24 protein-coding genes are annotated in these 25,136 nt (G+C 40.9%); 12 read left to right on the forward strand and 12 right to left on the reverse strand.

The features are described from left to right. Positions 1-15 precede the first annotated feature (15 nt). Positions 16-2,694 (forward strand): outer membrane beta-barrel protein, encoded by a 2,679-nt coding sequence (locus tag D0T56_RS03755; RefSeq protein WP_163318798.1) that lies wholly within the window; start codon positions 16-18, stop codon positions 2,692-2,694. Positions 2,695-2,766: 72 nt separating this feature from the next. Here D0T56_RS03755 and D0T56_RS03760 read toward each other — a convergent pair whose 3' ends face one another. The 10 genes from D0T56_RS03760 to ribD all read right to left on the reverse strand — a co-directional run bounded on the left by D0T56_RS03760 (position 2,767) and on the right by ribD (position 14,176). Continuing rightward, complete coding sequence (locus D0T56_RS03760) at positions 2,767-3,945, reverse strand: ABC transporter permease (RefSeq protein WP_163318799.1); 1,179 nt, start codon at positions 3,943-3,945, stop codon at positions 2,767-2,769. After that, entirely contained in the window at positions 3,942-4,583 is a 642-nt protein-coding gene (locus tag D0T56_RS03765) for an ATP-binding cassette domain-containing protein (protein ID WP_163318800.1), read from the reverse strand. Before D0T56_RS03765 ends, D0T56_RS03760 begins: the two co-directional genes overlap by 4 nt. Next, complete coding sequence (locus D0T56_RS03770) at positions 4,576-6,105, reverse strand: DUF4836 family protein (protein ID WP_163318801.1); 1,530 nt, start codon at positions 6,103-6,105, stop codon at positions 4,576-4,578. Before D0T56_RS03770 ends, D0T56_RS03765 begins: the two co-directional genes overlap by 8 nt. 86 nt (positions 6,106-6,191) lie before the next feature. Continuing rightward, positions 6,192-6,689 (reverse strand): OmpH family outer membrane protein, encoded by a 498-nt coding sequence (locus tag D0T56_RS03775; RefSeq protein ID WP_163318802.1) that lies wholly within the window; start codon positions 6,687-6,689, stop codon positions 6,192-6,194. 49 nt (positions 6,690-6,738) lie between these two features. Continuing rightward, complete coding sequence (locus D0T56_RS03780) at positions 6,739-7,254, reverse strand: OmpH family outer membrane protein (RefSeq protein WP_163318803.1); 516 nt, start codon at positions 7,252-7,254, stop codon at positions 6,739-6,741. Positions 7,255-7,372: 118 nt separating this feature from the next. After that, positions 7,373-10,039 carry an outer membrane protein assembly factor gene (locus D0T56_RS03785; protein WP_163318804.1) on the reverse strand — a complete coding sequence of 889 codons (2,667 nt, stop codon included), beginning with the start codon at positions 10,037-10,039 and terminating at the stop codon, positions 7,373-7,375. Between the two features lie 51 nt (positions 10,040-10,090). Further along, positions 10,091-10,834, reverse strand: a complete 744-nt coding sequence (locus D0T56_RS03790) for an isoprenyl transferase (RefSeq protein ID WP_163318805.1) — start codon at positions 10,832-10,834, stop codon at positions 10,091-10,093. A gap of 22 nt (positions 10,835-10,856) precedes the next feature. Next, entirely contained in the window at positions 10,857-11,555 is a 699-nt protein-coding gene (locus D0T56_RS03795) for a DUF6089 family protein (protein ID WP_163318806.1), read from the reverse strand. An 81-nt stretch (positions 11,556-11,636) separates the two neighbouring features. Then, complete coding sequence (locus D0T56_RS03800; protein ID WP_163318807.1) at positions 11,637-13,031, reverse strand: DUF6242 domain-containing protein; 1,395 nt, start codon at positions 13,029-13,031, stop codon at positions 11,637-11,639. A 77-nt stretch (positions 13,032-13,108) separates the two neighbouring features. After that, positions 13,109-14,176, reverse strand: a complete 1,068-nt coding sequence (gene ribD / locus D0T56_RS03805) for a bifunctional diaminohydroxyphosphoribosylaminopyrimidine deaminase/5-amino-6-(5-phosphoribosylamino)uracil reductase RibD (RefSeq protein ID WP_163318808.1) — start codon at positions 14,174-14,176, stop codon at positions 13,109-13,111. A 25-nt stretch (positions 14,177-14,201) separates the two neighbouring features. Here ribD and prmC point away from each other — a divergent pair, with 25 nt between their 5' ends. The 4 genes from prmC (at position 14,202) to D0T56_RS03825 (ending at position 16,686) form a co-directional block, all read left to right on the forward strand. Further along, positions 14,202-15,044, forward strand: coding sequence for a peptide chain release factor N(5)-glutamine methyltransferase (prmC, locus tag D0T56_RS03810; RefSeq protein WP_163318809.1), 843 nt, complete (start codon positions 14,202-14,204; stop codon positions 15,042-15,044). Positions 15,045-15,052: 8 nt separating this feature from the next. Then, positions 15,053-15,535, forward strand: coding sequence for a regulatory protein RecX (locus D0T56_RS03815; RefSeq protein WP_163318810.1), 483 nt, complete (start codon positions 15,053-15,055; stop codon positions 15,533-15,535). Beyond that, positions 15,519-16,208 carry a ComF family protein gene (locus tag D0T56_RS03820; RefSeq protein ID WP_163318811.1) on the forward strand — a complete coding sequence of 230 codons (690 nt, stop codon included), beginning with the start codon at positions 15,519-15,521 and terminating at the stop codon, positions 16,206-16,208. The genes D0T56_RS03815 and D0T56_RS03820 overlap by 17 nt, the downstream gene beginning before the upstream one ends. Before the next feature lie 115 nt (positions 16,209-16,323). Continuing rightward, on the forward strand, positions 16,324-16,686 hold the full coding sequence (locus D0T56_RS03825) for an MGMT family protein (RefSeq protein WP_163318812.1): 363 nt from the start codon (positions 16,324-16,326) through the stop codon (positions 16,684-16,686). Positions 16,687-16,695: 9 nt separating this feature from the next. Here the strand turns inward: D0T56_RS03825 and xseA are convergent, their stop codons facing one another. Both xseA and D0T56_RS03835 read right to left on the reverse strand, forming a co-directional pair. Further along, positions 16,696-17,934 (reverse strand): exodeoxyribonuclease VII large subunit, encoded by a 1,239-nt coding sequence (gene xseA, locus D0T56_RS03830; protein ID WP_163318813.1) that lies wholly within the window; start codon positions 17,932-17,934, stop codon positions 16,696-16,698. A 2-nt stretch (positions 17,935-17,936) separates the two neighbouring features. Beyond that, the gene (locus D0T56_RS03835; RefSeq protein ID WP_163318814.1) at positions 17,937-19,559 is read right to left on the reverse strand and encodes a S8 family serine peptidase; all 1,623 of its coding nucleotides are present in this window, start codon (positions 19,557-19,559) and stop codon (positions 17,937-17,939) included. A gap of 134 nt (positions 19,560-19,693) precedes the next feature. Here D0T56_RS03835 and rpoN point away from each other — a divergent pair, with 134 nt between their 5' ends. From rpoN to D0T56_RS03870, 7 genes are all read left to right on the forward strand, one after another. Then, a complete protein-coding gene (gene rpoN / locus D0T56_RS03840; protein ID WP_163318815.1) occupies positions 19,694-21,148 on the forward strand; it encodes an RNA polymerase factor sigma-54 in 1,455 nt (484 codons plus the stop codon). Between the two features lie 14 nt (positions 21,149-21,162). Continuing rightward, positions 21,163-21,885, forward strand: a complete 723-nt coding sequence (locus tag D0T56_RS03845) for a hypothetical protein (RefSeq protein ID WP_163318816.1) — start codon at positions 21,163-21,165, stop codon at positions 21,883-21,885. A gap of 25 nt (positions 21,886-21,910) precedes the next feature. Next, complete coding sequence (gene gcvH, locus D0T56_RS03850) at positions 21,911-22,291, forward strand: glycine cleavage system protein GcvH (protein WP_163318817.1); 381 nt, start codon at positions 21,911-21,913, stop codon at positions 22,289-22,291. A gap of 15 nt (positions 22,292-22,306) precedes the next feature. Then, complete coding sequence (purE, locus tag D0T56_RS03855) at positions 22,307-22,813, forward strand: 5-(carboxyamino)imidazole ribonucleotide mutase (RefSeq protein ID WP_163318818.1); 507 nt, start codon at positions 22,307-22,309, stop codon at positions 22,811-22,813. A 24-nt stretch (positions 22,814-22,837) separates the two neighbouring features. Then, positions 22,838-23,443 (forward strand): SIS domain-containing protein, encoded by a 606-nt coding sequence (locus tag D0T56_RS03860; RefSeq protein WP_163318819.1) that lies wholly within the window; start codon positions 22,838-22,840, stop codon positions 23,441-23,443. 122 nt (positions 23,444-23,565) lie between these two features. Next, positions 23,566-24,429 (forward strand): META domain-containing protein, encoded by an 864-nt coding sequence (locus D0T56_RS03865; protein ID WP_163318820.1) that lies wholly within the window; start codon positions 23,566-23,568, stop codon positions 24,427-24,429. 40 nt (positions 24,430-24,469) lie between these two features. After that, complete coding sequence (locus D0T56_RS03870) at positions 24,470-25,078, forward strand: hypothetical protein (protein ID WP_163318821.1); 609 nt, start codon at positions 24,470-24,472, stop codon at positions 25,076-25,078. The last annotated feature ends 58 nt before the right edge of the window (positions 25,079-25,136 follow it).

A 25,136-nucleotide genomic window follows, 5' to 3' on the forward strand; every position in this document is an offset into this window, starting at 1 on the left:
AAAAATGAAACAACAATGAAATCATTGCTCGCCATATTGTTCCTTACCTTGACTTCTGTATGCCTTGCGCAAACAGGAACTATAAAAGGAATTGTACTGAGTGAAGCGGATAAGAAACCTGTAGAATTTGCCGCTGTAAAAATTCTTCGGGCAAAGGATAGTACGATGGTAACGGGTTCTGTTCTACCGGTTAAGGGCAATTTCGAACTTTCGGTTAACAGAGGGAAGTATATTCTCGACATATCCTTCATGGGATACGAAAACTACATAGCCGACATCAACGTATCGAAAGACGCTCCGGTTCACGATTTGGGTACTATCTACCTGAAAACAAGAAGCATTGAACTAGAGGAAACGGTGATCACGGCACAAGTTCCCGACATTGTGGTCAAGGGCGATACTATTGAGTATAACGCAGGTGGGTATAAAGTGGATGAGGGATCGGTATTGCAAGACCTGATAAAGAAAATACCGGGATTGGAGATCGACTCGAAAGGCAATTTGTCGGCCAATGGTAAACCGATCAGCAAAATACTTGTGGATGGAAAAGAGTTTTTCAGCGACGATATAAGGATAGCTTTGGAGAATCTCCCTGTGGAAATGATAGAAAAACTGCAACTCTACAAGGAAGAATCGGAAATGTCGAAACTCACCGGTTTCAAAGACGGGGAAGAAGAACAGGTGCTTAACTTGCTGGTAAAAGAGGAAATCAAGCAAAGCATTTTCGGGAATGTCGAAGCCGGATATGGCACCGAAGACAGGTACAACACTTCCGGAATTGCCAACTACATGAAAGGCGAGAATCAATTTTCTATTCTCGGCGAGGCCGCCAACGTTCCGGCTGAATCTTATTTATCCATGAACGGACTTGAAACAAACCGCAATGTCGGGGGACGGCTGAATATCCAGAAATCAGAAAAATTTTCTATAAACAGCAGCGTGTTTTACAGGTACAATAAAAACGAAGACGAAAGTTTTTCCAACAGTCAAACTTTCCTTACGTCTGGCGACCGGTTCAACACACAAAAGAGCAGGTCTGTGAATACTCAAAACTCATTCAATGCCAACAGTTATGTGACTTGGAAACCCGACTCGATGACCAATATTTATTTCCGCATCGATTATCGAAATTCTTTATCCGAGAACAATAACAATTCCACCTCTCAATCTTATGTCGTTGACAAAGACACTACAAACGGGTGGAGAAATAACTTCAACAAGACCACGGAAGACAATATCAGTTCGTCGCTTACCATCGGGCGCAAACTGAACAAGAAAGGGCGTTCCATAAACTTATCGCTGAATACATCTTTTAGAGACAGCAACACAGACGGAACAAATTGGTATAAAACCATATATGGCAACGGCTCTCCGGATGATACCAGAGATCAGATACAAAATTCTAACAGCAACTCTTTAATTTATGGATTGTCTGTCTCATACGTAGAGCCAATAGGCAAAAACAACTTTTTGCAGGCTCGCTACAACATCAACCGGAATATATCGGAAAGAGACAGGAATACTTTAAGAGAAGATCAGTTCGGAGAGTATTCCGAAATAGATACAGCCTACACCCGATATACAAAAAATGAATTTACAGGACAGAATGTCAACCTCAGTTTCCAGTCGAGACGAGAGAAGTATAACTATACCATCGGTTTTTCGGTGAACCCGTCTTATTCTGCCAGCAACATCTGGTTCAAAGATTCGCTTATCGAGAAAGTTAGCCAATCGGTAGTCAACTATTCGCCCAACCTGAGATTCAGCTACACGCCGACGGACAAATCGTCCTTCAATATCGATTACAATGGCTACACCACCCGTCCTTCGCTGAGTCAGTTGTCGGCAGATACGGTCATCGTAAATGCACAAAACAAAACTGTGGGAAACCCGAACCTGAAACCCAGCTACAACAACAGCATAAACGTATATTACATGAAATCCGATTTCGAGAAACAAACCTACCTGAACATTTCGGCCAATTTCGGTTTCATGTTTAACAATATCGTGAACAATTCGGTTATTGACAGTGTGGGCAATACCACAACCACATACAGCAATGTGAATGGAAATCTGTCGGCGAATCTTAATGTGATGTACAGTACACCATTCCGCAACAAGAAATTTAATTTCAGCACGTCAACATACGGAAATTTTTATCGGAACAATGGCTTCACCAACGGAGAAGAAACTGTTACCAATAATCTGACGATAGGCGAATCGCTTAATTTATCTTTCAGCTCCGATAAGTTCAACTTCTACGTAACCCCGTCTGTCAGCTATTCCGTAGCAACGAACAACCTCACAAGCCAGAAAAATATATCATCCACGGGGGTAAATATGAACGGGTCTTTCTCTTGGACTCTGCCTCTCGATTTCAAACTAAGCAGTGATGTTTCGTTCTCATACAACGACGGCTATTCTTCCGATTTCAAGAAAACCAGTCTCGTATGGAATGCCACTTTGAGCAAACTATTTCTTCGGAAGAAAAAGGGAACTTTAAAGTTCTCGGTATACGATATTCTCGACGATCGCAACAATGTGATGCGCAGCGTTACGGGTAGTGGCATAACAGACAACCGCACCAATACTATCAACCGCTATTGCATGCTGAGTTTCATATACAAATTCAACATCTTTAAAGGAGGCGGATCAAATCAGGATAATGATGTGGACTATATGTATGATTATTGATTGTGAGAAGTCATCTGATTTTTAAAATAGTTGACGAGTAAACAAGTAAAAAAACTAGAGTCTGAGGCAACTTTATTCTATCTTACTTCTGATGACCCACGAGTTTATTGAACTTAGCAACAAGGAAATAACCAAGCCTATCCCGATGGTCAGCAATATGCCCGACGGCTCGTAAGACATAAACACATTCTCCATAACAGGATTGTACAAAGATTGTACTACAATTATCACGATGGAGGCCAGAACAAGGGAAGCCAGATTGACTACGAAAGTCAGCAAAATATAAGGTTTCGTCACAATATTCTTACTGTATCCTAGCAGCCTGAGAGTGATCATCTTCTGCATATTCTTCTCCAAAAGCAGGTAAATGCTCAACATGAGGATAAAGAACGACAATGCGCAGATTATAACCCCGATGATGATAACGATAGTAACAATAATTTTCAGAAACATTGATATTCTGCTCGCTGCAGTATTTCCCTGATCTATATCATATCCTTTCGACTTGAAATAGGTTGCTATCTGAGGATTGGTTATATCATTCACCTCTATGATGAGACGGGAAGGAGACACGTCTTCCTTTCCTCCGTATTTTTTGTTTGCCCAAAGCATAAAAGACTCGGGTACAAGTATCGTATTAATCCTTGTGGAGAAACCGACTATATTTCCTTTTAGCTTTTTAAAGTCTCCGTTACCCTGAATATAGATATCAAAAGTAACCATCTTTATCAATCCCTCGTTTATTTTTGGCATGGCACGGGCTTCGGCATATCCGAAATTGTAGAGATCGAGGTAGTTTTTCGGCAAAATGATGGGTAATACATCATCCACAGGCGAAAATCGCCAATCTTCCGACTTCACATCTATAAACTGTTGCGGCACAGATTCAAAAAACATTTCTGTGCTGAACCCTCCCTGATCGGGTGTAGTTATTCCCGCTTTCACATAAAACTGACTGGGAATGAACGAGCCTATGTCTTTTACAAAATCCTGCTGTTTCAGGTCTTCAACCTCTTTACTTGAAAACACCGATTTCTTGGAAGCCAAAGGACTTAGCAATCCCAATTTTTTTGTCACTGTAAAATAATCCTTCTTGAAAAGGGTATCTTCTTCCGTAAATACCGGGTTCACATCAAAATAGAACTGCAACGACAACAGGATGATAGACATCCCTATCAGGTTGGCAAAGAAGAAGCCCACAAGTTGAGGTTTACTTATATTTTGTTTTAAGAGTTTCCAGATAAGTTTCATAGCGCAAAAGTTTGTGTATACGTTAAGGGCAAATTTTTTCCTATGGATGTAACAACAACGCCTGCGCCCTGCGCCTTAGCCTCGTCCTGCACCAATTTTGCAATCAGCAGGGCATTTTCATCATCCAGATGGCTTATCGGTTCGTCCAGCACCAGAAAGTTGAATGGTTGGCAAAGGGAGCGTATTATGGCTACACGCTGCTGTTGTCCCCACGACATTTTCGCTATCTTCTCATTCACCTTATTTTCTATTCCAAGATATTGCAGCATCACCCTGATCTGTTGTTCTGTTTTAAAACCTGTCAGGTTGTTTTTTATCTGTATATTCTCCAAAACCGTGAGTTCGGGAAACAGGCGCAACTCCTGAAACAAAAGGCTCAACTCATCTTTTCGAATCTTATCCCACTGAACCGGAGTCATTCGTTTTGTTTCTTTATCATCGAAGCAAATTTTACCTGAATAATCTGTCCTGTAACCAAAAAGGAAACTGCAAAGCGAACTTTTACCTTTGCCCGAAACCGATTTCACAAGGTAATTTTCTCCTTTTTGCAGACTTATGTCTTTTTGCCAAATGTCGGACAAGATAGTCTCGTCTTTGAAGACATCCGGCAATAAATTATGGAAACTTATTTTATTCATTGGATAAAGCTGAGTATAAATTCCTCCTGTTCATAAATTCACAAACAGAGGCCAAACTATTTTTCTTCTTATCCGAAAATTGTATGTCGATGCTCACCCTGAAGTTGTCGTCCATCACAACCGAATAAGATTTTATCAGGTCTAGCATGCCCGTCATTTTATTTGCCGGAGCCATTGCGTTTACATACGATTGCGCCATCGACGACACCGATAGGGAATCGCCGTAAAACAATACCCTGTTATCCTTCATTTGTGTCACCAATAGAGAATCTTTCAGTTTATACGCCTTATCCAAGTGATTATGTTCGAACGAATTGTCGGTGGTCATGTAAAGCATATTGTCTTTTATTCCCAGATAATAGTCCGAATTTGGCAGTTCGAAATGATTGGCACCTGTCTTTTTCAGAAAACGGGTAGGGGGATTTGAATATTGATTCAGTGTATTATCCATCGCATTGCGATCTTTCAGGTCGATCATAAAGGTATATTTGATCTCATTGCCTGTCGAATCGATAGTCTGAACAAGTGTGATATCTCCATTCAGGTTAGATACTATATCGTTTATGTTGATGAACGGTATAGCACCTATTTGCTTCGACAATCCATCCCGATTGAGTTGCATCTTTAAACTGTCTCCGTTTATATTGGTAGTCTGGAAAGCATTAGGCATTTTGTCGAAATAGGCTAGGTGAGCACCTGTGCTATTTTTAAATATACTTTCAAAGGACTTCTTCGTATATGTTCTCTTTTCTTCGTCTCCAAAAATAAGATCGATTTCTATTTTTACCTCTCCTTTTTCGAAAGAAATATATGTTAAAGGAGTACAGCCAACCAAAACACTTTCAAAGTTTATCTCATCTTTCGAATTTGATTTCAACAACTTATTTATTAATACATCCGTATTGTAGATGGCTACATCCGAACCATTCGACAATAAATTCCGAACGGCATTGTTAGATGTTATGCTTCTTTCCTTTTTCTGCCTGAAAAAGCTCCTGACTGTGGCATTCAGGTCAATTTCTTCATCCGAAATATATTTTACAATCAATAATTGATATTTGTTCCATGCAAAATAGATGCTTTTATTATACATGAAACTGCCGATTCCGTTTTTTCGCTGAATTTTATTGTCTGTCACAAAGCCGGCCGATATCAATCGGTCTTTCAGCCTGTCGCTGTCAGCCACTTTAAATGCCAGTCCATGAATAGTTGGCGATTCAAATGCAAAAAAACTTTTACCCAAATCAATGCCATAAGAATCTATGCTTCTGAATATTGTATCCAGCTCGGCTAGCATCTGTTTGTCTTGTACAATAATTTTCTGCAACAAATAGAAAGAATTCTTTACCGGTTGATCTTTTTCATCCTTGTATTCCATTTTTCGCATCAATTGTCCACCTTCAATTTTCACCAGATATGTTACATCTTGTGGTATAAGCTCCGGAAGATATTTGTCACCTTCGCTGCACGAGGATAGAACTAATAAGAATAAAGCCAGAAAAAATAGTGCGAATTTTTTCATTTAAGAGTGTATTTTATAATAAGTTGTGCAATTTAATCAAAAAAAGGATAAGTTTCCTTATCCTTTCTCTACGTTTTGAGTAAAGTTTATTTTATTCCTAATTTAGGCTTTACAAATTTGCTTGCATCAACAGCCGATGAACTGATATATGGCGCCACGTTTTTCTCGAAGATATAGGTGTAACCCTGTTCTTGTCCTACTTCCTGAATTGCTTTTTGAAGTTTTTCGAAAAGAGGTGCTTGCAATTGTTGGCTCAACTCTTGCAACTCTTTCTGGCTGTTTTGAGCATAAGTCTCATATCTTTCCTGAAGTTGCTCCAATTGTTTTTGTCTGTCCAACAAAACGCTTTGAGTCAGGCTTGCAGTATCAGCTCTGAATTCTTCTTGTTTTCTTGTGTACTCAGTTTCCAGCCCTGTAAGAGTTTTTCTTATTTCTTCTTGTTTTGCTGTTATCTTAGACTCCACGCCACCTATTTCCGGCATTTGATAATATATCTCCTGGCTATTGATATAGGCTAGCTTGTCTTGAGCAAATGCTGCAAGTGGAGCAAATGCCAACGATAAAATAATAAGTTTTTTCAACATATTGATTTAGTTTTTATTAATTTCAATTTCTTTCGCAAAAGTAAACTTTTTATTTTGAATATCCTAGCTTAGCCAGAACTTCATTGCTTATATCTATCCGTGGCGAAGCAAAAATGACACTGGATGCCGAAGCCCTGTCCAGCACAAGCTGATAGCCTTTTGCATTGGATATTTCCTTCACGGCATTGTAGATGTCGTCCTGTATCGGATTTATGAGTGCTTCACGCTGTTTGTAAAGTTCGCCTTCGGGTCCGAAATATTTTTTGTTCAGTTCCTGAAGCGCCTTTTCTTTTGCCACAATTTCGTCTTCTTTCTTTTTCTTCTGGTCGGCAGACAAAAACACAGATTCGGATTGGTATGTCTTATATAGGTTTTGTATTTCCTGACGAGACTTGTCTATTTCCGACTGCCATCTTTTCGATAAAGATTCTATTTGTTCGTTCGCAGTTTCGTAACTGGCTATATTTTTAAGGATATATTCCATGTCGATAAGGGCAAATTTCTGAGCATTTGCGCTTAAGGTGAATGCGATCAATAAACCGAATATTAGGGTTAGCTTTTTCATATTAATCTTGTTTTTAATTTCAAAAATTCAAATATAACACCACATGTCTATTAGATGTAAAAATACGGCTTTTAGTTTACTCCACATCTGATAAATAATGTTAATCTTCCCTTTTTTCTTAAAATTCTTGTCCAATGATAAAGTGTAGCTGGCTACCGCTATATTCCCGACTTTTTCCGGAACCCATTTGAAGTGCGTCGAAACCATAGGCCCAGTCTATACCCAACAATCCGATCATCGGCAGCATAACTCTGACTCCCACTCCGGCCGAACGTTTCAGGTCGAACGGATTGATCTTGTTGATGTCGCTCCACGCATTTCCGGCTTCAAGGAAAGACAATATATAGATTGTGGATGTTGGCTCAAGAATAATAGGATATCTCAGTTCCAGTCCCAGACGGGCATAAGCACTGGCCTGATAACCCAACGAACCGTTCTCGTAACCACGCAATGCAACAGTCTCGGTAGCATAACTTGAATAAGATCCTGTCATACCATCCCCTCCCACATAGAAAGTCTCGAACGGAGATTTTTTGTGTTTGTTGTAGTATCCTACCATACCAAACTCGGTACGGGTCATCAATACAGGAGTTTTAGTAATAGATGGAACTAAAGACGTAAATGTTTTTGCCTTAAATTTCCATTTATGATATTCAACCCATTTGAATTTCTTTTCAGTTTCATATCCCTCCTCGTCTTTTGGCATATTTGCGTAATCTTTACCATCGAGCAGCGAGAATGGCGGAGTTAATTGCGCTGTCAAAGTAAACTGCGACCCTGTACGTGTAAACACCGGATTATCTGTCGAGTTACGAGCCAAAGTCAGGTTTATACTTAGGTTGTTCGACACCCCGTCTCTGATAAGTGTCTGGTAAGTCCAGTTTTTCATCGAGTATCTTTGATACGACAGCTCGGCCTGAGCGTAGAAATAGTCATCCGGCCATTTCAAACGTTTTCCGTATGCAACCGAAAGTCCTAAAGTTTTCATCGATTTGTCTGGGTCTAACGAACTTTGGTATGCGTTATCGTTTCCATAGCCGTAACCGTAACCATAAAGCGAATTGTAAAGGCTGTTGTTATAATAGTCGTAGTTGACACCTGTCATCACAGAGTAATATGCTCCTACCGACAAAGAGTTTGGCCTTTTGCCTCCAAACCACGGGTCCATAAACGATATGGAGTACGATTGATAGTAGTCGGCATTAGTCTGCGCACTCAAAGTCAATGTTTGTCCTTCACCTTGAGGCAGGAATCCTTTGTAAGATCCCTTGTTGAACAGGTTTTTCAAAGAGAAGTTTGAGAATTTAAGGCTCAACTTACCAATGATACCCGTTTGTCCCCATCCTGCCGAAAATTCGACCTGGTCGTTGGCTTTCGATGCCAAATCCCAGCCTATATCAATTGTTCCTGTTTCAGGATCGGGCACAGGGTTGGGCTTGATGTTTTCGGGGTCGAAATGTCCCATCTGAGCAATTTCCCGATACGACCTCATCAAATCTTCACGGCTGAACAATGCTCCGGGTTTTGTCCTCAATTCGCGACGAACCACATCTTCATACAGACGGTCGTTTCCGCTGATGGTCACTTTCCTGATTTTCGCCTGAGGACCTTCCGTAATACGTATTTCCAAGTCTACCGAGTCTTTTTCTATATTGGCTTCCACCGGATCGGCATGGTAGAAGACATAACCTTTGTTGTAGTAGAACAGGTTACCTACGGCATCTTCATCTTCGGTCAATCTCTGAGAGATTTTCGATTGATTGTAAACATCGCCCGGCTTAATTGCCAACTGAGCCTGCAATACATCCGTGGCATACTCTGTATTTCCAATCCATGTTATATCGCGAATAAAGTACTTTTGTCCTTCTTCTACCTTAATATGGATATCTACTTTTTTATCGTTGTATTTGGTAACCGTGTCTTCAAGTATCTGTGCATCACGATAACCCAATTCATTGTATTTTTTAATCAGGTTTTCCTTGTCTTCTTCGTAACTTTCGGGTACATAGTTGGTCGATCGAAGGAAGTTTCTGAAAAACGACTTGAAGTTCGATTTGTGGCGGGTTTTCTTCATAGACCGCTCCAGTGTTGATGCAGAAACAAGTTCATTTCCTTCTATAATGATATCGTGTACTTTGATCTTTGTTTTCTTGTTGACATTTATGTTCAGGTATACATGGTTTTCTTTCGACAAATCGTCTGTTTGTGTAATGTCGACCAATGCATCGTTAAACCCTTTTTCATCGTAGTATTTTTTTATCAAATCCTTTGCCCTGTCCAATTGGTTGGGTGTGATCTGATTACCTCTGATGAATCCGATACGGGCCTCAATATCTTTACGTTCGCTGTTTTTCATCCCGTAGTAGTTGATGTCCGTAATACGGGGACGGTCTTTCAGTCTGATTTCGAGCCAAACCTTATTTCCTTCCAGTTTTGTAACGGCAATAGCCACATCCGAAAAAAGTCCTTGTTTCCAGAACCGTTTCACGGCATTGGTGATGTCACTACCCGGAACCTCGATCATCTGTCCGACCGACAGTCCGGAAAAACCAACAAGAACAAAGTCCTCATACATAGAATTTACAAGTCCTGATATCTTTATATCAGCTATTTCGCATTTTCGTGCAGCAACCGAGTAAGAGATAACAGGAGGCGGGTCTTGTGTGTCTCCTTGCGTTGCCACAACTACATCAGTTTTGTTTGTCGTTGTGTCCGATTGAGCAAATAACAATGTCTGAAACGTACAAATTAAAAAAAGAAATACAGTAAAAATTTTTCTGCGCATATCGTGATTTTTAGGTCAGGCTGATTAGACCTTTTTATTTCTTGTTTTTTCCTATTTTTTTACCTGTTCACTTGTTTTTCCAAAACGGCGTTCCCTGTTCTGATAGTCCAATATAGCCGCATACAGCTCTTCTTTGCCAAAGTCGGGCCACAAGGTATCTGTAAAATACAGTTCTGAGTATGCCACCTGCCACAACAGGTAGTTGCTGATACGGCATTCTCCTCCCGTGCGTATTAACAAATCGGGGTCGGGAATCCCTGCCGTGGATAAATTATCCGAAATAGTTTTTTCCGTAATATCGCCTATCTGTAATTCGTTAGCCAATACCCGGCTTGATATTTTCTTGGCGGCTTCCGTTATTTCCCAACGTGCCGAGTAGCTTAATGCCAAAACGAGCGTAACCCCTGTTGAGGCGGAAGTGTCTTCGATACATTGTTCCAACACTTTTCTTGCTTCATCCGGCAATCGGGACAAGTCGCCGATTGTTTTCAAACGAACATTGTTCTTTATCAAATCGGCAGTTTCTTTCGCTATTGCCTGTACAAGCAAAGACATCAATGCTTTTATCTCTTCCTCCGGCCTGTTCCAGTTTTCGGTAGAGAAAGTATACATTGTGAGGTGAGAAATTTTAAGTTCCGTAGCCGCCTCAACAATAAGCCTCACCGAGCTTACTCCCGCAGCATGCCCTTCAAACCTTTCCTTGCCTTGCTGTTTAGCCCAACGCCCGTTTCCATCCATAATGATAGCAACATGCTGGGGCAACGATTCTCTGTTTATTTTATCCAATAAAGACATCTTCTTATTGTTTTTATTATATCTAATCTATGTTCAGGCACGACCTTGTTCTCAAGCCAAAATCCCATGTTACAGAAAACATAGCCAGGCAATACCAATCTTTGTTTTTAAAGAAACTACTTTCAATATTGTAAGGGTCGTTCAGGCTCAAGCCATCTTTTTTCGGACTATCGAAAGAATCTCCGAACAGTTTTCTGACTGACAATTCAAAACCGACATTCAGCCTGTCTTTCCATTTATATTTCAGTCCCAATCCCAAAGGAATATTCAAGGCTCCGAAAAATTCATCGCCGGGAGCCAACGTCAAACCCAATCCGGTGAAGAGATAAGGCGACATTTTTTTTGTTCCCAGAAATTCATACTTATCGCTATAATTGAAAAAATTATACTCGATTTGTCCTCCCAGCTCAAAAAATGTTCTGCTGAAAGAAACATTTTGTCCGTGGGGAAATACATTTCCCGATTTTTCAGTATCTCCGGATACCCGTCCCATCAGCAAATCGCCTTTGAAAGCCCACCTGAAATTTTTATTGTAACGGAAAACGGCTCCGGCTGCGAATCCGGGATTTTGGAACAATTTTGTTTTATTGGCATCGCCCATATAAAACGAAGTTCCTGCCATTCCTCCTATCTCATATTTATACTCTTGTGCAAGAATCGTATTTGAAGAGAATATTCCGCCAACAATGAAAAACATGAATATGAATCTGATTTTTTTCATTCTTTTTTGTGTTGTCTATTCTCTTTAAACGTAATACATTACCAAAAAAGTATTACAGATACGTGATATTCTTTCATAAAATTAATTGAGGTCCAGTATATTCAACTTTCCTTTCCAAACCTGTTCCGTATATATTCCGCTTGAAGATTTTCCTCCGAAAATCCACATATAGTTCGATTCGTCTACAATCAGCGACCGATCATTTACTCCTATCGCTGCTGTTGGCAAATTTTGTTTATCTGATGCCTCTTCCCAGTTGTTACCCCAATCGGAACTTGTATAGAATTTTCTGTTCGAAAGCAGGTACAATTTGTCGTTGTAATAAGCCAATGATAAATTTTCCCGAGTCAATAGGGAAAAACCTTTATACACTGTCATCTCTATGCCTGATGCGGTGTTCATTATTTGCCATGTAGAAGACATTATCTCATTCTTCATGTTAAAGCCTCCGTAAACAACCATTTTGTTGGTTCTCTTATCTCTGCTGAAAATGCTTGTTGATGCAAAACCACTCAATGGAAAGTCGGGAACCGAATAACTTCCGAATGTTAGTTTCTGTCCTCTTTCTATCGACTTCAAATCTTTTGATGTGGCCAGATAAAAATCTTCACCATCGGCAACCACCATCAGCAATACATCATTTTCCGCACTGTCTCCCGGTAAAACGCCATAAATAGTAACCACATTCTCGCCATTGCTCAACGAAGACCAATCCTTACCATCACTTGATGAATAAGATGCTCCGGACTTGTCGGTAATGTAAAATGTATTGTTGTAAAGAGTAAAATTACTTGTTTTGGCTTCATCGGGCAGTCCTGTTACGGATGCAACATCCCACGTTGATGCGTCTTTTTGCAGGGTGAACAAAGACAGAGCATCTGCCCCACCTCTTGACAAAGAGTAGAACGTGTCTCCTTTCAGCAGGGTTTTCTGCTCGCCTGCCTGTGGCATGTATGCCTGCGTTTTCCAATGAATACTATCCGGATCTGTCAGGTATCTGTTCAGTTGAATTTCATACCTTTTCACGACTGTCGTGTCTGCCGCCGCCTTGATCGATATATAAACCGGCAGTTTTGCAAAACTTATAGAGTCGCTGCTATTCCATCTGTACGTGCTGTCGGGCGTTTCTACAATAATAGCCGCCGCACCATAAGTTGAATTTACAGACAGGTCAACCTTCATTGTCCTGAAATCCATTGCATAAGGCAATGATCCGGGATTGTATATAAGATTTCTTTTCTGGTCTATTGCAAAGTTTGTTTTTCCCAATTGCACACAATCGGTCGAATCTTTTGCTCTGGCAAGAGAGTCTTCTATACTTGTGTTGTTTTTTTGAGTGAGGGAAAAACTGTATATCTGCGCATCCTTCGGATAAAATGTATCTATTACAATTTCCGAACTATCATCTCCACACGATACGGTAAAGATGGCTATAAGAGTTGTCAGCAGTAATTGGACGATGTATTTAACATTCATTTTTTTTCAACTTATTTTACGTCATCAAGTTGCAAAATTAGAAAGATTTTCAACTAAATGTCGAAATAAACGGAGATTTATAAAAAATTATGGTTTTCAAAGTTCCTTAGATGTATCAATCTTGCGCCATATTGCGTTTCGTCGGAGATAACGCTGCCATTTATGTCCGGTGCGGAAATCCCTTGTTTAAAATAAAGTTCGGCAATTTCAACAAAAGCCTCATCCCACAAGCCGCAAACGATAAAACTTTCCAAAACCTGCCTGCCACCCTCTACCAACAGAGAATCTATTTTATAATTATTTAACGCAGACAACAGGTTCGGAAGCAGGCTGTCATCGAACACGACAGGTATAAGTGTGGTATTCTTCTTTTCTGTTATTTTATCTACCGATTCGGTAAAAATCAGAGTTTGCGCCGAATTGTCGTAAATATTATTGGTTTCGGGAATCTTCAAATTGCGATCGAGAACAACCCTGACCGGATTTTTTCCATACCAGAGCCTTGTTGTCAACGACGGATTATCATTTAATGCGGTATTTGTCCCGATCATTATGGCAGACATTTCTGCCCGCTTCTTATGTACCAGCATTTTAGTGAAGCTGTTTGATATAGGGGTAGGTATTCGGGGTTCATCGTCTTGCCTTATCTTGTCTATAAAGCCATCCCGGCTTTGTGCCCATTTCAGGTAGATATAAGGTCGCTGCCTGACCTGCCGTGAAAAAAACTCTTTATTCAGTTCTTTCGATTCTTGTTCCAGAACACCAATCACAACCTCTACTCCGGCATCCACAAGCATTTTTATGCCGCCACCGTCAACCTGAGGAAAAGGGTCTGTAACGGCAATCACTACCTTGGGTATTTGCATGTCGATAATGAGTTTTGCACAAGGTGGCGTCTTCCCATAATGAGAACAAGGCTCCAAAGAGACATACATCACCGATTCTGTCAGCAAATCCTTTCTCTTGACACTGTTCACGGCATTCACTTCGGCATGAGGTTCGCCGTATTTGCGATGATATCCTTCGCCTATAATCTTTCCGTCGTGAACAATGACTGCTCCCACCATAGGATTGGGACTAACATATCCCCTGCCTTTCGATGCCAGTTGCAGGCATCGCCGCATATATTTTTCGTCGATATTCATTTACTTTTTTGTAATTTTGCTCTCTATGACAAATACTATCAATTACATAAAAAAAACTCTCTCCGAATTTTATCCGGAATCCGAGATCAACGGGGTAACCCGTATCGTGATCGAAGATATACTGAATATTCCTTATCACGCAATTCTATCGGACAAAAATAGGAAAATTACAAGCGAAGAGTTTACAAAAATTGAAGATATTCTGAGTAGATTAAAAAAAAGTGAGCCTATTCAGTATATTCTGGGTAGAACCGAGTTTTGCGGACTACCTTTCGTCGTAAATCAGAATGTTCTGATACCACGTCCCGAAACAGAAGAACTTGTGGAAATAATTATCAGGCAAAACAATGCCGAAAACCTTTCCATTCTCGATATAGGAACAGGTAGCGGGTGCATTGCCGTGTCTTTAGCCAAGTTGATGAGCGAAGCGAATATCTCGGCATGGGATGTGTCGGAAGATGCTCTGATTGTAGCCAAGGAGAATGCAAAAATGAACACGGTGAATGTCAACTTCAATCGGGTTGACGTTTTAGGTGATTATCCAACGGACAAGAAATTCGATATAATTGTCAGCAATCCGCCCTATGTGCTCGAATCGGATAAATCGGGGATGGACAAAAACGTACTCGACCATGAGCCTCATTTGGCATTATTTGTTCCTGACGATAAAGCCTTGATGTTTTATGAACGGATTGCAGATGTGGCAAAAAAATTATTAAATCCTTCGGGGAAGTTGTATTTTGAGATTCATTATTTAAAAGGTCAGGAAACAATGGATATGTTGAAAGAAAAAGGGTTCTCCGATGTCACCTTATCGAAAGACTTGTCGGGAAACGACAGAATGGTTCACGCATCCTTAATACAATAAAAATACGTATGAAACTGACCGAATCGAACGCATTAGCCAGAGTTGCAGCCTATTGCTCAAAAGCCGAGAGGTGCGAATATGATGTTCGCAAGAAGCTCTTGGGGTGGGAGTTGACGGAGGAGGAGCAACAACGCATAATTGAAAGGTTGAGGAAAGAGAAATTTCTGGACGAAAGACGATTTGTTCAAAGTTTTGTGAAAGATAAAATTCGCTTCAACAAATGGGGGAAAGCAAAAATATCGTTTGAACTTAGAAAGAAAAAAATTCCTGCCGACATCATCAACGAATGTCTGGGCGAATTGGATGAGTCTGAGTTGGACGAGTCATTAAGAAAAATACTCGAAACCAAAAACAAGTCTATAAAAGCGCAAAACGACTACGAGAGGAAAACCAAACTGATACGCTTCGCTCTTAGCAGAGGTTTTTCGATGGATCAAGTCCTGAAAACCTTAACGGGAATAATAGGCAACACGGATGAAGAATATTTTTAATAGCTTGCTCAATCTGTTTTTCCCTCCAATGTGTGTGGCTTGCGAGAAGTATCTTTCTGATGGAGAGAAGTTCTTGTGCCTCAACTGCCTCGAAAAACTACCCAAGACAAACTTCTATAAACAAGCCGACAATTCCGTAGAACAACTTTTGGCGGGTAGAGTCCCTTTCATCCGAATTGCCTCCCACATATATTTTGAAAAAGGAGGCATGTTGCAACCTATTGTCCACGAACTTAAATATAAAAGCAATCCTGATTTGGGCATTTGGCTAGGTAAATTGTGCGGAAAGGATTTGCAAAACACTCTGTTCCTGAAAACAATAGACTATATCGTCCCCGTACCCCTTCATCCTAAAAGAGAACGAAAACGGGGATATAACCAGAGTTTTCTGCTTTCGCAGGGGTTATCCTCTCAAACTGGGATTCCAATTAATGATCAGGCGATTGAAAGAATTGTAAATAACAAATCACAAACATCAAAATCGAAGACCGAAAGGATTGAAAACGTCTCCGGAATCTTTTCCCTGAAAGAGACAGCAGGCCTCGTTGGAAAACATTTTCTTCTGGTTGACGATTTGCTAACCACCGGCGCAACCTTAGAAGAATGTGCAAAAACAATATTGCAGATTCCCGAATCAAAAATCAGTATATTCACCCTTGGCTGTGCAAAATAGCGAAATACTACATTCTATTTTTCCTGTTTTCAGCAGGGAACTCGGTGCATCGCCAAGGCAAATCAGAAAGAGGGTCTGAGGATGTTTTTATTAAGTTTTTCGGTATTTTTGCAAAATGAAGAAAGACAAGGTTGTTGATAAGGACGCATTTCGATGTGCCATTTACGATATAGTGAAAACGATTCCCGAAGGTAGAGCCAGCAGTTACGGAGCAATAGCGAGGGCTATCGGTTATCCGCACCTTTCGAGAATGGTAGGGCGGGTGATGGGCGAATGTGATTCGACAAAGACTGGCATCCCTGCTCATCGGGTGGTGAACAGCCAAGGTGCACTTTCGGCTAAGGCTGCTTTCGGAAATGCCGGGGAAATGCCGGAATTGCTGGAGGCAGAGGGTGTTGCAGTCGTAAACGACCGTATAAAAAACTGGAAAACCATCTTCTGGAATCCTCTTGACGAAATGGCGAAAGAAATAGAATGACCGGAAAACCTATTTCACCACCGAGCCTTTCCGTCCATCGGCAAACATTGTTGTTATGGTATCTCCCGCTTTCAACTCTTCAGCATGTTTTACTATCTTGTTGTCTTTTAACGTCAGGGTATAACCTTTTTTTAGAATATTTTCGGGCGAAATAAGTTTAAGGTGTTGTTCCTTGATTTCCAGATAATGTTTCTTTTCTTTTATCAGGCTGTTTGTCGCATGTTTCAATCTTTCCGAAATTGAATCGACCGAATTTAGTTTATCCTTTATTTTTTCTTTCAACTGATACGATAAGTGAGTAGCCACACCATTCAGATAAGCATATTCATCTACAATTCTTTGAGAAACAAGGCTCATTATCTCTTGTTGCAGATACAGCAACTCGTCGGCCGTTTCATCCATTTTGGTGATAAGAAATTCGGCTACAGCCGTCGGTGTTTTGGCTCTGGTATGGGCAACAACGTCCAATACGGTATCATCCCGTTCGTGCCCGATCCCCGTTATAATAGGCAGCGGGAACTGCGCACAACTTGCCGCCAAAAGGTAAGAATCGAAATAGCTAAGTTCTGAGGTAGCACCTCCTCCCCGAATAATAACCACCGCATCAAAAAAATCCTGATATTGATATATCCGCTCCAATGCGTCAATAATGGAGTTTTCGGTCCTTTCGCCCTGCATCACAGCAGGGAAAAGTTTGGTATAAAAAACATACCCTTGTGGATTATTCTCTATCTGATTACAAAAATCTTCATAGCCTGCCGCCGTAGGTGACGAAATTATAGCAATCTTGTTCAACAGTTCGGGCAACTCAAGTTCCTTGTTCAGATACAAGACTCCATCTTCTTGCAGTTGCTGAATTATTAATGCACGGTTTCGTGCCTGATCGCCAAGCGTATAACTTGGGTCGATGTTCTGAACATTCAAACTATATCCGTAAAGTTCGTGAAACTCTACACTCACCTGCACCATAACTTTCAAACCCGAAACAAATCGCTGTCCTGTTTCGTGTTCAAAAAAGGCTTTCAATAATTTATAATTATTCGCCCAAATGCTGGCTCTCGACTTGGCTATTATATTCCGGTTGGAACTGTCTTTTTCTATAAATTCAAGATAACAATGTCCGTTTTGATTTTCACGGACATCGCTCGTTTCAGCAACTATCCAAAAATAAGGAGGCAGCCCATCCTTTAAAACACCCCTAACCCGGTTGTTCAACTCATAGAGCGATATTGCCCGACCACTATCCATTATTAAAAAATTAATGTAACTGATTCATTTACTTTCTTCCCCCTGATGTTGATGATATAGACATCTCTGCGTGTCGATTTCAGATCGAAGGCTTTTTCGCCGGAGAAAGTCCCTGCTCGAAGAATTTGTCCCCGAAGATTGGTTATAGTTACCGTGTAAGTTTTTTTATCGGCCGGGTTTTTAACTCGAATGAATACTTGCCCGCTATCGGCACGATAAACAAAATTACGATCTTTTTCGGTCAGGATTTCATCGTCTACGTGTGAGTAATATTCGGCAGCCAATTCCATAGCCTTTTTCATGTCGGGTATGCCGTAACCATAGATGGAATCGGGTTTGTTATACCTGTCGGAAGACCGTTGAAGCACATCAATCAGTTGTGTGTTTGTCAACTTAGGATATGCCTCCCACAAACAAGCAACCATTCCACACATAACAGGAGAAGAATAAGAAGTTCCGTTCGATTGGATAATATCACCATAAGAATCGATTACGGTGGTAGCAGTTCCCATTGCCATCACATCCGGTTTGATGCGCCCGTCGAAAGATAGTCCGAGAGACGAAAAATTGCTATGTATAGAATCTTTTTTCACGGCTCCGACTGTCAATACATTCCTGGCGTCGCCCGGAGCGGTAATTTTTCCAAAACTTTTATTTCCTTCATTTCCGGCACTTCCAACAAGCATTATACCTTTGCTTGCAGCCATTGTTGCCCCTCTGCTGATAAATGCCTTTTCTCCGTCCATGTCGGCATAGGTATAGCTTACGGCAGGAGCATCGAAACGAGAATAGCCAAGCGATGTGTTGATCAGGTCGACCCCTACACTATCGGCAAATTCGGCTGCAGCCACCCAGTAATCTTCCTCGACAGGAAACTCTGATGCAGAATCTTCCGTTTTCAGAAGCCAATAGCTGGCCTGCGGAGCCGTGCCGACAAACTCAAACTCTGTGTTTGCCGCCATACACGACAGAACGTGTGTTCCGTGATTGCTGCTATCGAACATATTCATACCCTTGTATACAAAGTCTCGGCTGCCAAGGGTATCTACATTATTGAAATGGGAGATTGATTTGAAACCCGAAAATCCGGCATCAATCACGGCTATGTGCATCCCTTTCCCTTTGTATCCTGCATTATGCAATTCAATCCCATTGTTCAATGCGATTTGTGCATGTCCTTGCCCGTATGGAGTGATGGGGATATCAGATTTTTTGCGTTTTCTGCGAAATTCTGCTTTGTAGCGTATTTTGGTCAAATCTCCCGCCCAAACGATTTTGGCATCATCAACAAAAGGAAGTGCTTTCAGGCCTTCGACCAAAGCCGAGTCGGGGCAATGTACAACCACGGTTTTCAGCCATTTGCTTTTAGCCACGACTATGCAGCCTAAATCTGTTATTTGGCGGATGTAATCTTCCGAAATGGGCAAATCTGTTTCATCAATGTTGATGTTTTGCTTTTGTCTTCTTTTTATAGCCCGTTGCGACAAAAAGGCTTCCGGATTGTTTACATTATAAGACGAGGCTCCCTTATCCGACAAAAAAAGTCGGAACTTGTATTCCTGCCCTGTCAGATTGGAGGTGGAAAACAAGAAAAACAAAAGAAAGGATATTAAAAGTTTACGCATATTTGGCATCATTATTTGTCAATGAAACAAATTTATGGATGATTTGTTACAAGTGCAAACTTTATCATTCTTAATTATACATTCGCAAACTATTATTACCTTTGTGTAACCTGTAAAAATTGATTCGAATTTATATGGCTCTGAAACAGCAATTGCAACTCAAACAACAACAAAAACTGTCGCCTCTGCAAATGCAGGTGATAAAGCTGACAGAACTTCCTTATTTGGAGTTTGAAGATCGCATCAAACAGGAACTGGAAGAAAATCCGGCTTTGGAAGAAGGGCGGGATGATGACAGCCAGTCGGATGAAATAGATTCTTTTGACGAAGATGGAGGAAGTATTTCGGAAGAAGATATCACATTGGGTGATTACCTGAACGAAGAAGAAATTCCCGATTACAGATTGTCGAGCAACAACCGTTCGGCTGATGACCGCATAGTGGATATTCCGTTTTCGATAGCCGAATCGCTGAACGAATCGCTTATCGACCAGCTTCATTTGTCTGATCTTGACCCCGAAAAAGAAACAATAGCCGAATACATTATTGGCAGTATAGACGAAAAAGGGTATCTGGACAGGGAGCTGAGTGCCATATCGGACGATCTTCTGTTTCAGCAAAATATAGACGCAACTGTTCCGCAGCTGGAAGAGGTGCTTCATATCATCCAGCAATTTGAACCGGCGGGAATAGCCGCCCGAAATTTGCAAGAATGTCTTTTGCTTCAATTGAGACGAATGAGCCAGACTCAGGAAGTGCAACTGGCAACCAAAATATTGACTAATCATTTCGATGAGTTTTCGAAAAGGCATTTCGATAAAATACAAAAAAGCCTGGCAATAGATGATGAGATGATGAAAAATATCATCCACCTGATCACAACACTGAACCCCAAACCCGGAAACGTTTGGGAAGATTCTTTTGCCCAAGCTACCAGTACCGTGATTCCGGACTTTATCGTGGAAACATCGAACGGAGAGGTCATTTTGTCGATGAATAATCGTAATATACCCGAACTGAAGGTCAGTCGCGAATATGCCGATATGCTTCAGGGGTATACCGAAAATAAAAAGAGTGTATCTTCCGATACCAAAAACGCCGTTTTGTTCGTTAAGCAGAAGTTAGACTCGGCCCGTTGGTTTATCGAAGCAATCAGGCAACGCCAGGAAACACTTCAACGAACAATGGAGGCGATTGTAGAAATTCAATACGATTTTTTCCTGACAGGAGACGAAACACGCCTGCGCCCGATGATATTGAAAGATGTGGCAGAACGCTCAGGGTATGATATTTCGACCGTTTCGCGTGTGAGCAACAGTAAATATGTGCAGACCAATTTCGGAGTATATCCGTTGAAATATTTTTTCTCCGAATCGATGAAAAATGAAGAAGGAGAGGATATATCATCTCGTCAGATAAAAGCCGTTCTGAAAGAGTTGATTGAGAACGAAGATAAAAGAAAGCCTCTTACCGACAGCGAATTGACAGATGTGATGAAAGAAAAAGGTTATCTGATAGCACGGCGAACAGTAGCCAAATACAGGGAACAACTGGACATTCGCGTTGCCCGACTAAGAAAAGAAATTTGAAAACAGACAAATAAATGAATGTAGACGATATAACAGACCTTTTGTCATCTGCCAACAGCGTAGTTACGCCCCAATCCGACAGATCAGAGAATAGAAACTCCGGCAAACTGGCAAAATTTTTAGCAAAACTATTTTCTATTGTTTTGAATCCTTTTCTGATGCCTGTTTATGGAGTCTTGTTGTTATCGGCATACACCAATTTCTTTTACATATATAAAGGTTTTGTTTGGCAAATTGTAGGGATAATAGCCATATTCACCTTAGTGCTTCCTTCGCTTTTCGTTTTTGTATTGAAAAGTTTTGGCGTGGTGAAGGACATAAACCTCACTGACAAAAAAGACCGTTTCCTGCCATACGGGCTCTCTTGCTTTTCGAACATGAGTATGGTGTATTACTTCTACGATTCGAACTTTCATTCGTGGTTCATCGGAATGTTGTCGGCACCCATTCTTGTTCTGATATTGGGCGCTATAATAAACGCATTCTGGAAAATCAGCGCACACATGCTGGGTATAGGAGCCGTGACAGGTATCACAATGGCAATCAGCTATCTGGTATTCAAATCAAACCCGTTTCCCCTGTTCATGCTGATGTTCATTTTGGCCGGATGCCTTGGCACATCCCGTTTGTATCTGGTGCAACGCTCTTCGGCACAGGTACATGTAGGATTTGTGATAGGATTTGTCGCTTCTTATTTCGTAGTTTGGTTGAGTATTCAGAATATTATGTATATTTGACTGTTAATTTATAAAATATAAGATCATGAATTTTCCCGAAAATTTAAAGTATTCAAACGATCACGAGTGGATTCGTCTTGAAGGAGAAACAGCTTATGTTGGCATTACGGAATACGCTCAACGTGAGTTAGGTGAAATTGTTTATGTTGACATAACCACCGAAGGTGAGGCCTTGGCTAAAGGAGAAGTGTTCGGTAGCATAGAAGCCGTTAAAACAGTGTCGGATTTGCTTCTGCCTGTGGCGGGAACTGTATTGGAGGTTAATCCCGAATTGGAAGATGCTCCCCAGTTGGTGAATGAATCGCCTTACGATAAAGGATGGGTCGTAAAAATATCCGTTGACGATGCAGGTGAGTTAGATCAATTGCTTTCTGCCGAAGAATACAAGAAATTGATCGGGATGTAAATTATAAAATATTAGATGAAACCAGTTGTAAGTATAATAATGGGCAGTACGTCAGACCTGCCCGTTATGGAAAAAGCCGCGAAGTTTTTCGACGAGATGGAGATTCCTTTCGAGATGAATGCTTTATCAGCACACAGGACTCCCGCCGAAGTTGAATTTTTTGCAAAAGGAGCCCAATCGAGGGGCATAAAAGTTATAATTGCCGCCGCCGGCATGGCTGCACACCTTCCCGGTGTTATTGCTTCCATGACCACTTTGCCGGTAATAGGAGTGCCAATAGACTCATCTTTGGACGGCATGGATGCCTTGCTCGCAATAGTGCAAATGCCTCCGGGAATACCTGTTGCCACAGTTGGAATAAATGGCGCACTCAACGCTGCCATACTTTCATTGCAGATGATGTCTATAAGCGATAGCGATTTGCAAGGAAAGCTGGCAAAATACAAAGAAAGCCTGAAAGATAAAATCGTAAAGGCAAACGAAGACCTGACAAAGGTTAGCTACAAATTTAAAACGAACTAGGGCGGGTTCTTGCAAGCAGAAAAAATGGAAAAACAAGAAATGACAGATATTCTGCGGGCTGAAGCCGCAGCAATACTGAATATCCCTATATCCGACGCATACAATCAGGCAACCGAACTGATTGTTGAGTATATACACAAGAGAAAAGGTAAACTTGTGACAAGCGGTATGGGAAAAGCAGGACAAATAGCACAAAACATTGCAACAACATTCAGCTCGACAGGCACATCAGCCATATTTTTGCATCCGAGCGAGGCGCAACATGGCGACTTGGGCGTTTTGCAGGAGGACGACTTGATGTTGGTCATCTCCAACTCGGGAAAAACGAGGGAGATAATAGAATTGCTCAGTTTGGCAAGAAACCTGAACCCTGATGTCAAATTCATCGTGATAACGAGTGATGGTGAAAGCACTTTAGCTAAGCAAGCCAATATTTGTCTTCTGACCGGAAACCCTGATGAAGTGTGTGCATTAGGGCTTACTCCAACCACTTCGACCACAATGATGACTGTTATCGGCGATTTGTTGGTTGTGAACACAATGAAAAAAATAGGCTTCAAACCTTCCGATTATGCTGTGCGGCATCATGGCGGATATTTGGGCGACAAGTCGAGAAACTTGATTAAATAATTACTTACATAGTTACATGTTACTTCGTGTTTCGGGCAACTGCAGGTAAGCGAGTGTGTTTGCACAGCTAAACCTGCAAATTGTCTGCTTCGTAATCCGTAACTAAATTGATATATCAAGAGATGGAAAAGATTGGCGTAAAAGGTAGAAAGAAACTTTCTGTTTCTTTCATGTTACTGTGTTTTGTAGGGTTGTTTCTCAATAGTTGTAGCAACAAAGTCCACTTGACTCCGGAAGAGTTGAATGGATATTGGGTATTGAAATCTATAAACGAAAAGGATGCCAATGAACTTTTTCAAGGAGCAATACCTACTATCGAATTCGATTTTTCCGATGGCAATGTTTTCGGATCATGCAGCTGCAATAGCTATCATGGAAGGTTCAAACTGGAAAACAATACGCTGAGTATTTCCAATATGGTGAATACCGAAAAAATGTGCCTCGAACCGAATGCCGAAAAAGACTTTTTGCAGAATCTGATAAATGAGAATACCCTGTCGGTAGAAGGTGAAGAGTTGATATTCACATGCAAAGATAAAGTAGTTCTGGTCTTCACAAAAGGAGATCAGTCGATGCGTAAAACTTCCTTTTCGAGAGACAACGAACTGCAAGCCTTGCTGTCGGGTGGCTGGACTCTTGAAAAGCTGAACGGGGCAGATGCTTCTATCGTTTTTGTTGAAGAAACTCCAACACTGAACTTCGATTTTAAAACAAACCGGGTTACGGGTTTTGCAGGATGTAACCACTATCATTCTCAATTCAGGGCGTTTGGTGACACATTGATTATATTAAGTCCTGAACTATCCTTTGTGCACGAACAGAAAGATATTGCCAACCCGTCGCTAATTGAAGAGTGTCCTTACATGGAAAACGAACAGGCCTACATCAATGTTCTGGCAGATACAACTTTGATCAACTTTGTGGGAGACAACACGTTCCAGTTAATGAAAGATGGTTCGGCCATACTTGAATTTGGCAGAATCTAAGAGCCTTAAACAAACCGCAAAAATACAAACTCTATTTCCCATGAAATATTTTTACTTGTTATTCATAGTTCTTTTTTGTTTGTCGGGTTGCGGAAATAAAACGTCCGACAATAACAGCACGGAAACTCACAGCTCGGATGTGAAAACCGAAACCGACGAACTTGCTGTTGAGGCTCCGGTAATTGTCGATATTGAAGAAATTAAAGTCGGGATGGAGAACAGATATAACTTCTACTACGAGAAGTTTCAGAACAGTCCTCGTATATCTGACGAAGATAGACTGCAGCTGAAAATAGATAGTATCAAGAATGAATCTTTCTCATTGAAGGTAGAAACCGGAGAAATAGTAAAAGGTAACAGGATTTATGACGGTGAAGCAGGAAAAATAGAAACCATCTTTGTTATCCAGAAAGACCACATGATTACGGAATATCTTATCAGCTACGATAAGAATGGCAATTATGTAGATTTTGTACGGGTCGGACAAGTGCCGGCATACTACTCCTGCGATGTTTCTTCCGTGATAAAAGGAAACAAAATAAAATGCCGCATGTTTATGGATGCCGACGAAGGCTATGAAGAAAGTATCGAATATCATGAATATGAAATCTCTCCGCAACTGAAATTCATAGAAATAACGGAAAAATAGTAGGAGTTTCTTATCGTTTTAGTTTCTAAAATGGTAATTTTGGAGTTGACTTTATAAA

The organism is Dysgonomonas sp. 520, from assembly GCF_010501095.1.
Lineage (GTDB): Bacteria > Bacteroidota > Bacteroidia > Bacteroidales > Dysgonomonadaceae > QVMP01.

What these genes read in the sequence shown, in the direction of transcription:
- D0T56_RS03755 (WP_163318798.1), top strand. Translation starts at nt 16, where the DNA reads ATGAAATCATTGCTCGCCATATTGTTCCTTACCTTGACTTCTGTATGC.
- D0T56_RS03760 (WP_163318799.1), bottom strand. Translation starts at nt 3,945, where the DNA reads ATGAAACTTATCTGGAAACTCTTAAAACAAAATATAAGTAAACCTCAA.
- D0T56_RS03765 (WP_163318800.1), bottom strand. Translation starts at nt 4,583, where the DNA reads ATGAATAAAATAAGTTTCCATAATTTATTGCCGGATGTCTTCAAAGAC.
- D0T56_RS03770 (WP_163318801.1), bottom strand. Translation starts at nt 6,105, where the DNA reads ATGAAAAAATTCGCACTATTTTTTCTGGCTTTATTCTTATTAGTTCTA.
- D0T56_RS03775 (WP_163318802.1), bottom strand. Translation starts at nt 6,689, where the DNA reads ATGTTGAAAAAACTTATTATTTTATCGTTGGCATTTGCTCCACTTGCA.
- D0T56_RS03780 (WP_163318803.1), bottom strand. Translation starts at nt 7,254, where the DNA reads ATGAAAAAGCTAACCCTAATATTCGGTTTATTGATCGCATTCACCTTA.
- D0T56_RS03785 (WP_163318804.1), bottom strand. Translation starts at nt 10,039, where the DNA reads ATGCGCAGAAAAATTTTTACTGTATTTCTTTTTTTAATTTGTACGTTT.
- D0T56_RS03790 (WP_163318805.1), bottom strand. Translation starts at nt 10,834, where the DNA reads ATGTCTTTATTGGATAAAATAAACAGAGAATCGTTGCCCCAGCATGTT.
- D0T56_RS03795 (WP_163318806.1), bottom strand. Translation starts at nt 11,555, where the DNA reads ATGAAAAAAATCAGATTCATATTCATGTTTTTCATTGTTGGCGGAATA.
- D0T56_RS03800 (WP_163318807.1), bottom strand. Translation starts at nt 13,031, where the DNA reads ATGAATGTTAAATACATCGTCCAATTACTGCTGACAACTCTTATAGCC.
- ribD (WP_163318808.1), bottom strand. Translation starts at nt 14,176, where the DNA reads ATGAATATCGACGAAAAATATATGCGGCGATGCCTGCAACTGGCATCG.
- prmC (WP_163318809.1), top strand. Translation starts at nt 14,202, where the DNA reads ATGACAAATACTATCAATTACATAAAAAAAACTCTCTCCGAATTTTAT.
- D0T56_RS03815 (WP_163318810.1), top strand. Translation starts at nt 15,053, where the DNA reads ATGAAACTGACCGAATCGAACGCATTAGCCAGAGTTGCAGCCTATTGC.
- D0T56_RS03820 (WP_163318811.1), top strand. Translation starts at nt 15,519, where the DNA reads ATGAAGAATATTTTTAATAGCTTGCTCAATCTGTTTTTCCCTCCAATG.
- D0T56_RS03825 (WP_163318812.1), top strand. Translation starts at nt 16,324, where the DNA reads ATGAAGAAAGACAAGGTTGTTGATAAGGACGCATTTCGATGTGCCATT.
- xseA (WP_163318813.1), bottom strand. Translation starts at nt 17,934, where the DNA reads ATGGATAGTGGTCGGGCAATATCGCTCTATGAGTTGAACAACCGGGTT.
- D0T56_RS03835 (WP_163318814.1), bottom strand. Translation starts at nt 19,559, where the DNA reads ATGCGTAAACTTTTAATATCCTTTCTTTTGTTTTTCTTGTTTTCCACC.
- rpoN (WP_163318815.1), top strand. Translation starts at nt 19,694, where the DNA reads ATGGCTCTGAAACAGCAATTGCAACTCAAACAACAACAAAAACTGTCG.
- D0T56_RS03845 (WP_163318816.1), top strand. Translation starts at nt 21,163, where the DNA reads ATGAATGTAGACGATATAACAGACCTTTTGTCATCTGCCAACAGCGTA.
- gcvH (WP_163318817.1), top strand. Translation starts at nt 21,911, where the DNA reads ATGAATTTTCCCGAAAATTTAAAGTATTCAAACGATCACGAGTGGATT.
- purE (WP_163318818.1), top strand. Translation starts at nt 22,307, where the DNA reads ATGAAACCAGTTGTAAGTATAATAATGGGCAGTACGTCAGACCTGCCC.
- D0T56_RS03860 (WP_163318819.1), top strand. Translation starts at nt 22,838, where the DNA reads ATGGAAAAACAAGAAATGACAGATATTCTGCGGGCTGAAGCCGCAGCA.
- D0T56_RS03865 (WP_163318820.1), top strand. Translation starts at nt 23,566, where the DNA reads ATGGAAAAGATTGGCGTAAAAGGTAGAAAGAAACTTTCTGTTTCTTTC.
- D0T56_RS03870 (WP_163318821.1), top strand. Translation starts at nt 24,470, where the DNA reads ATGAAATATTTTTACTTGTTATTCATAGTTCTTTTTTGTTTGTCGGGT.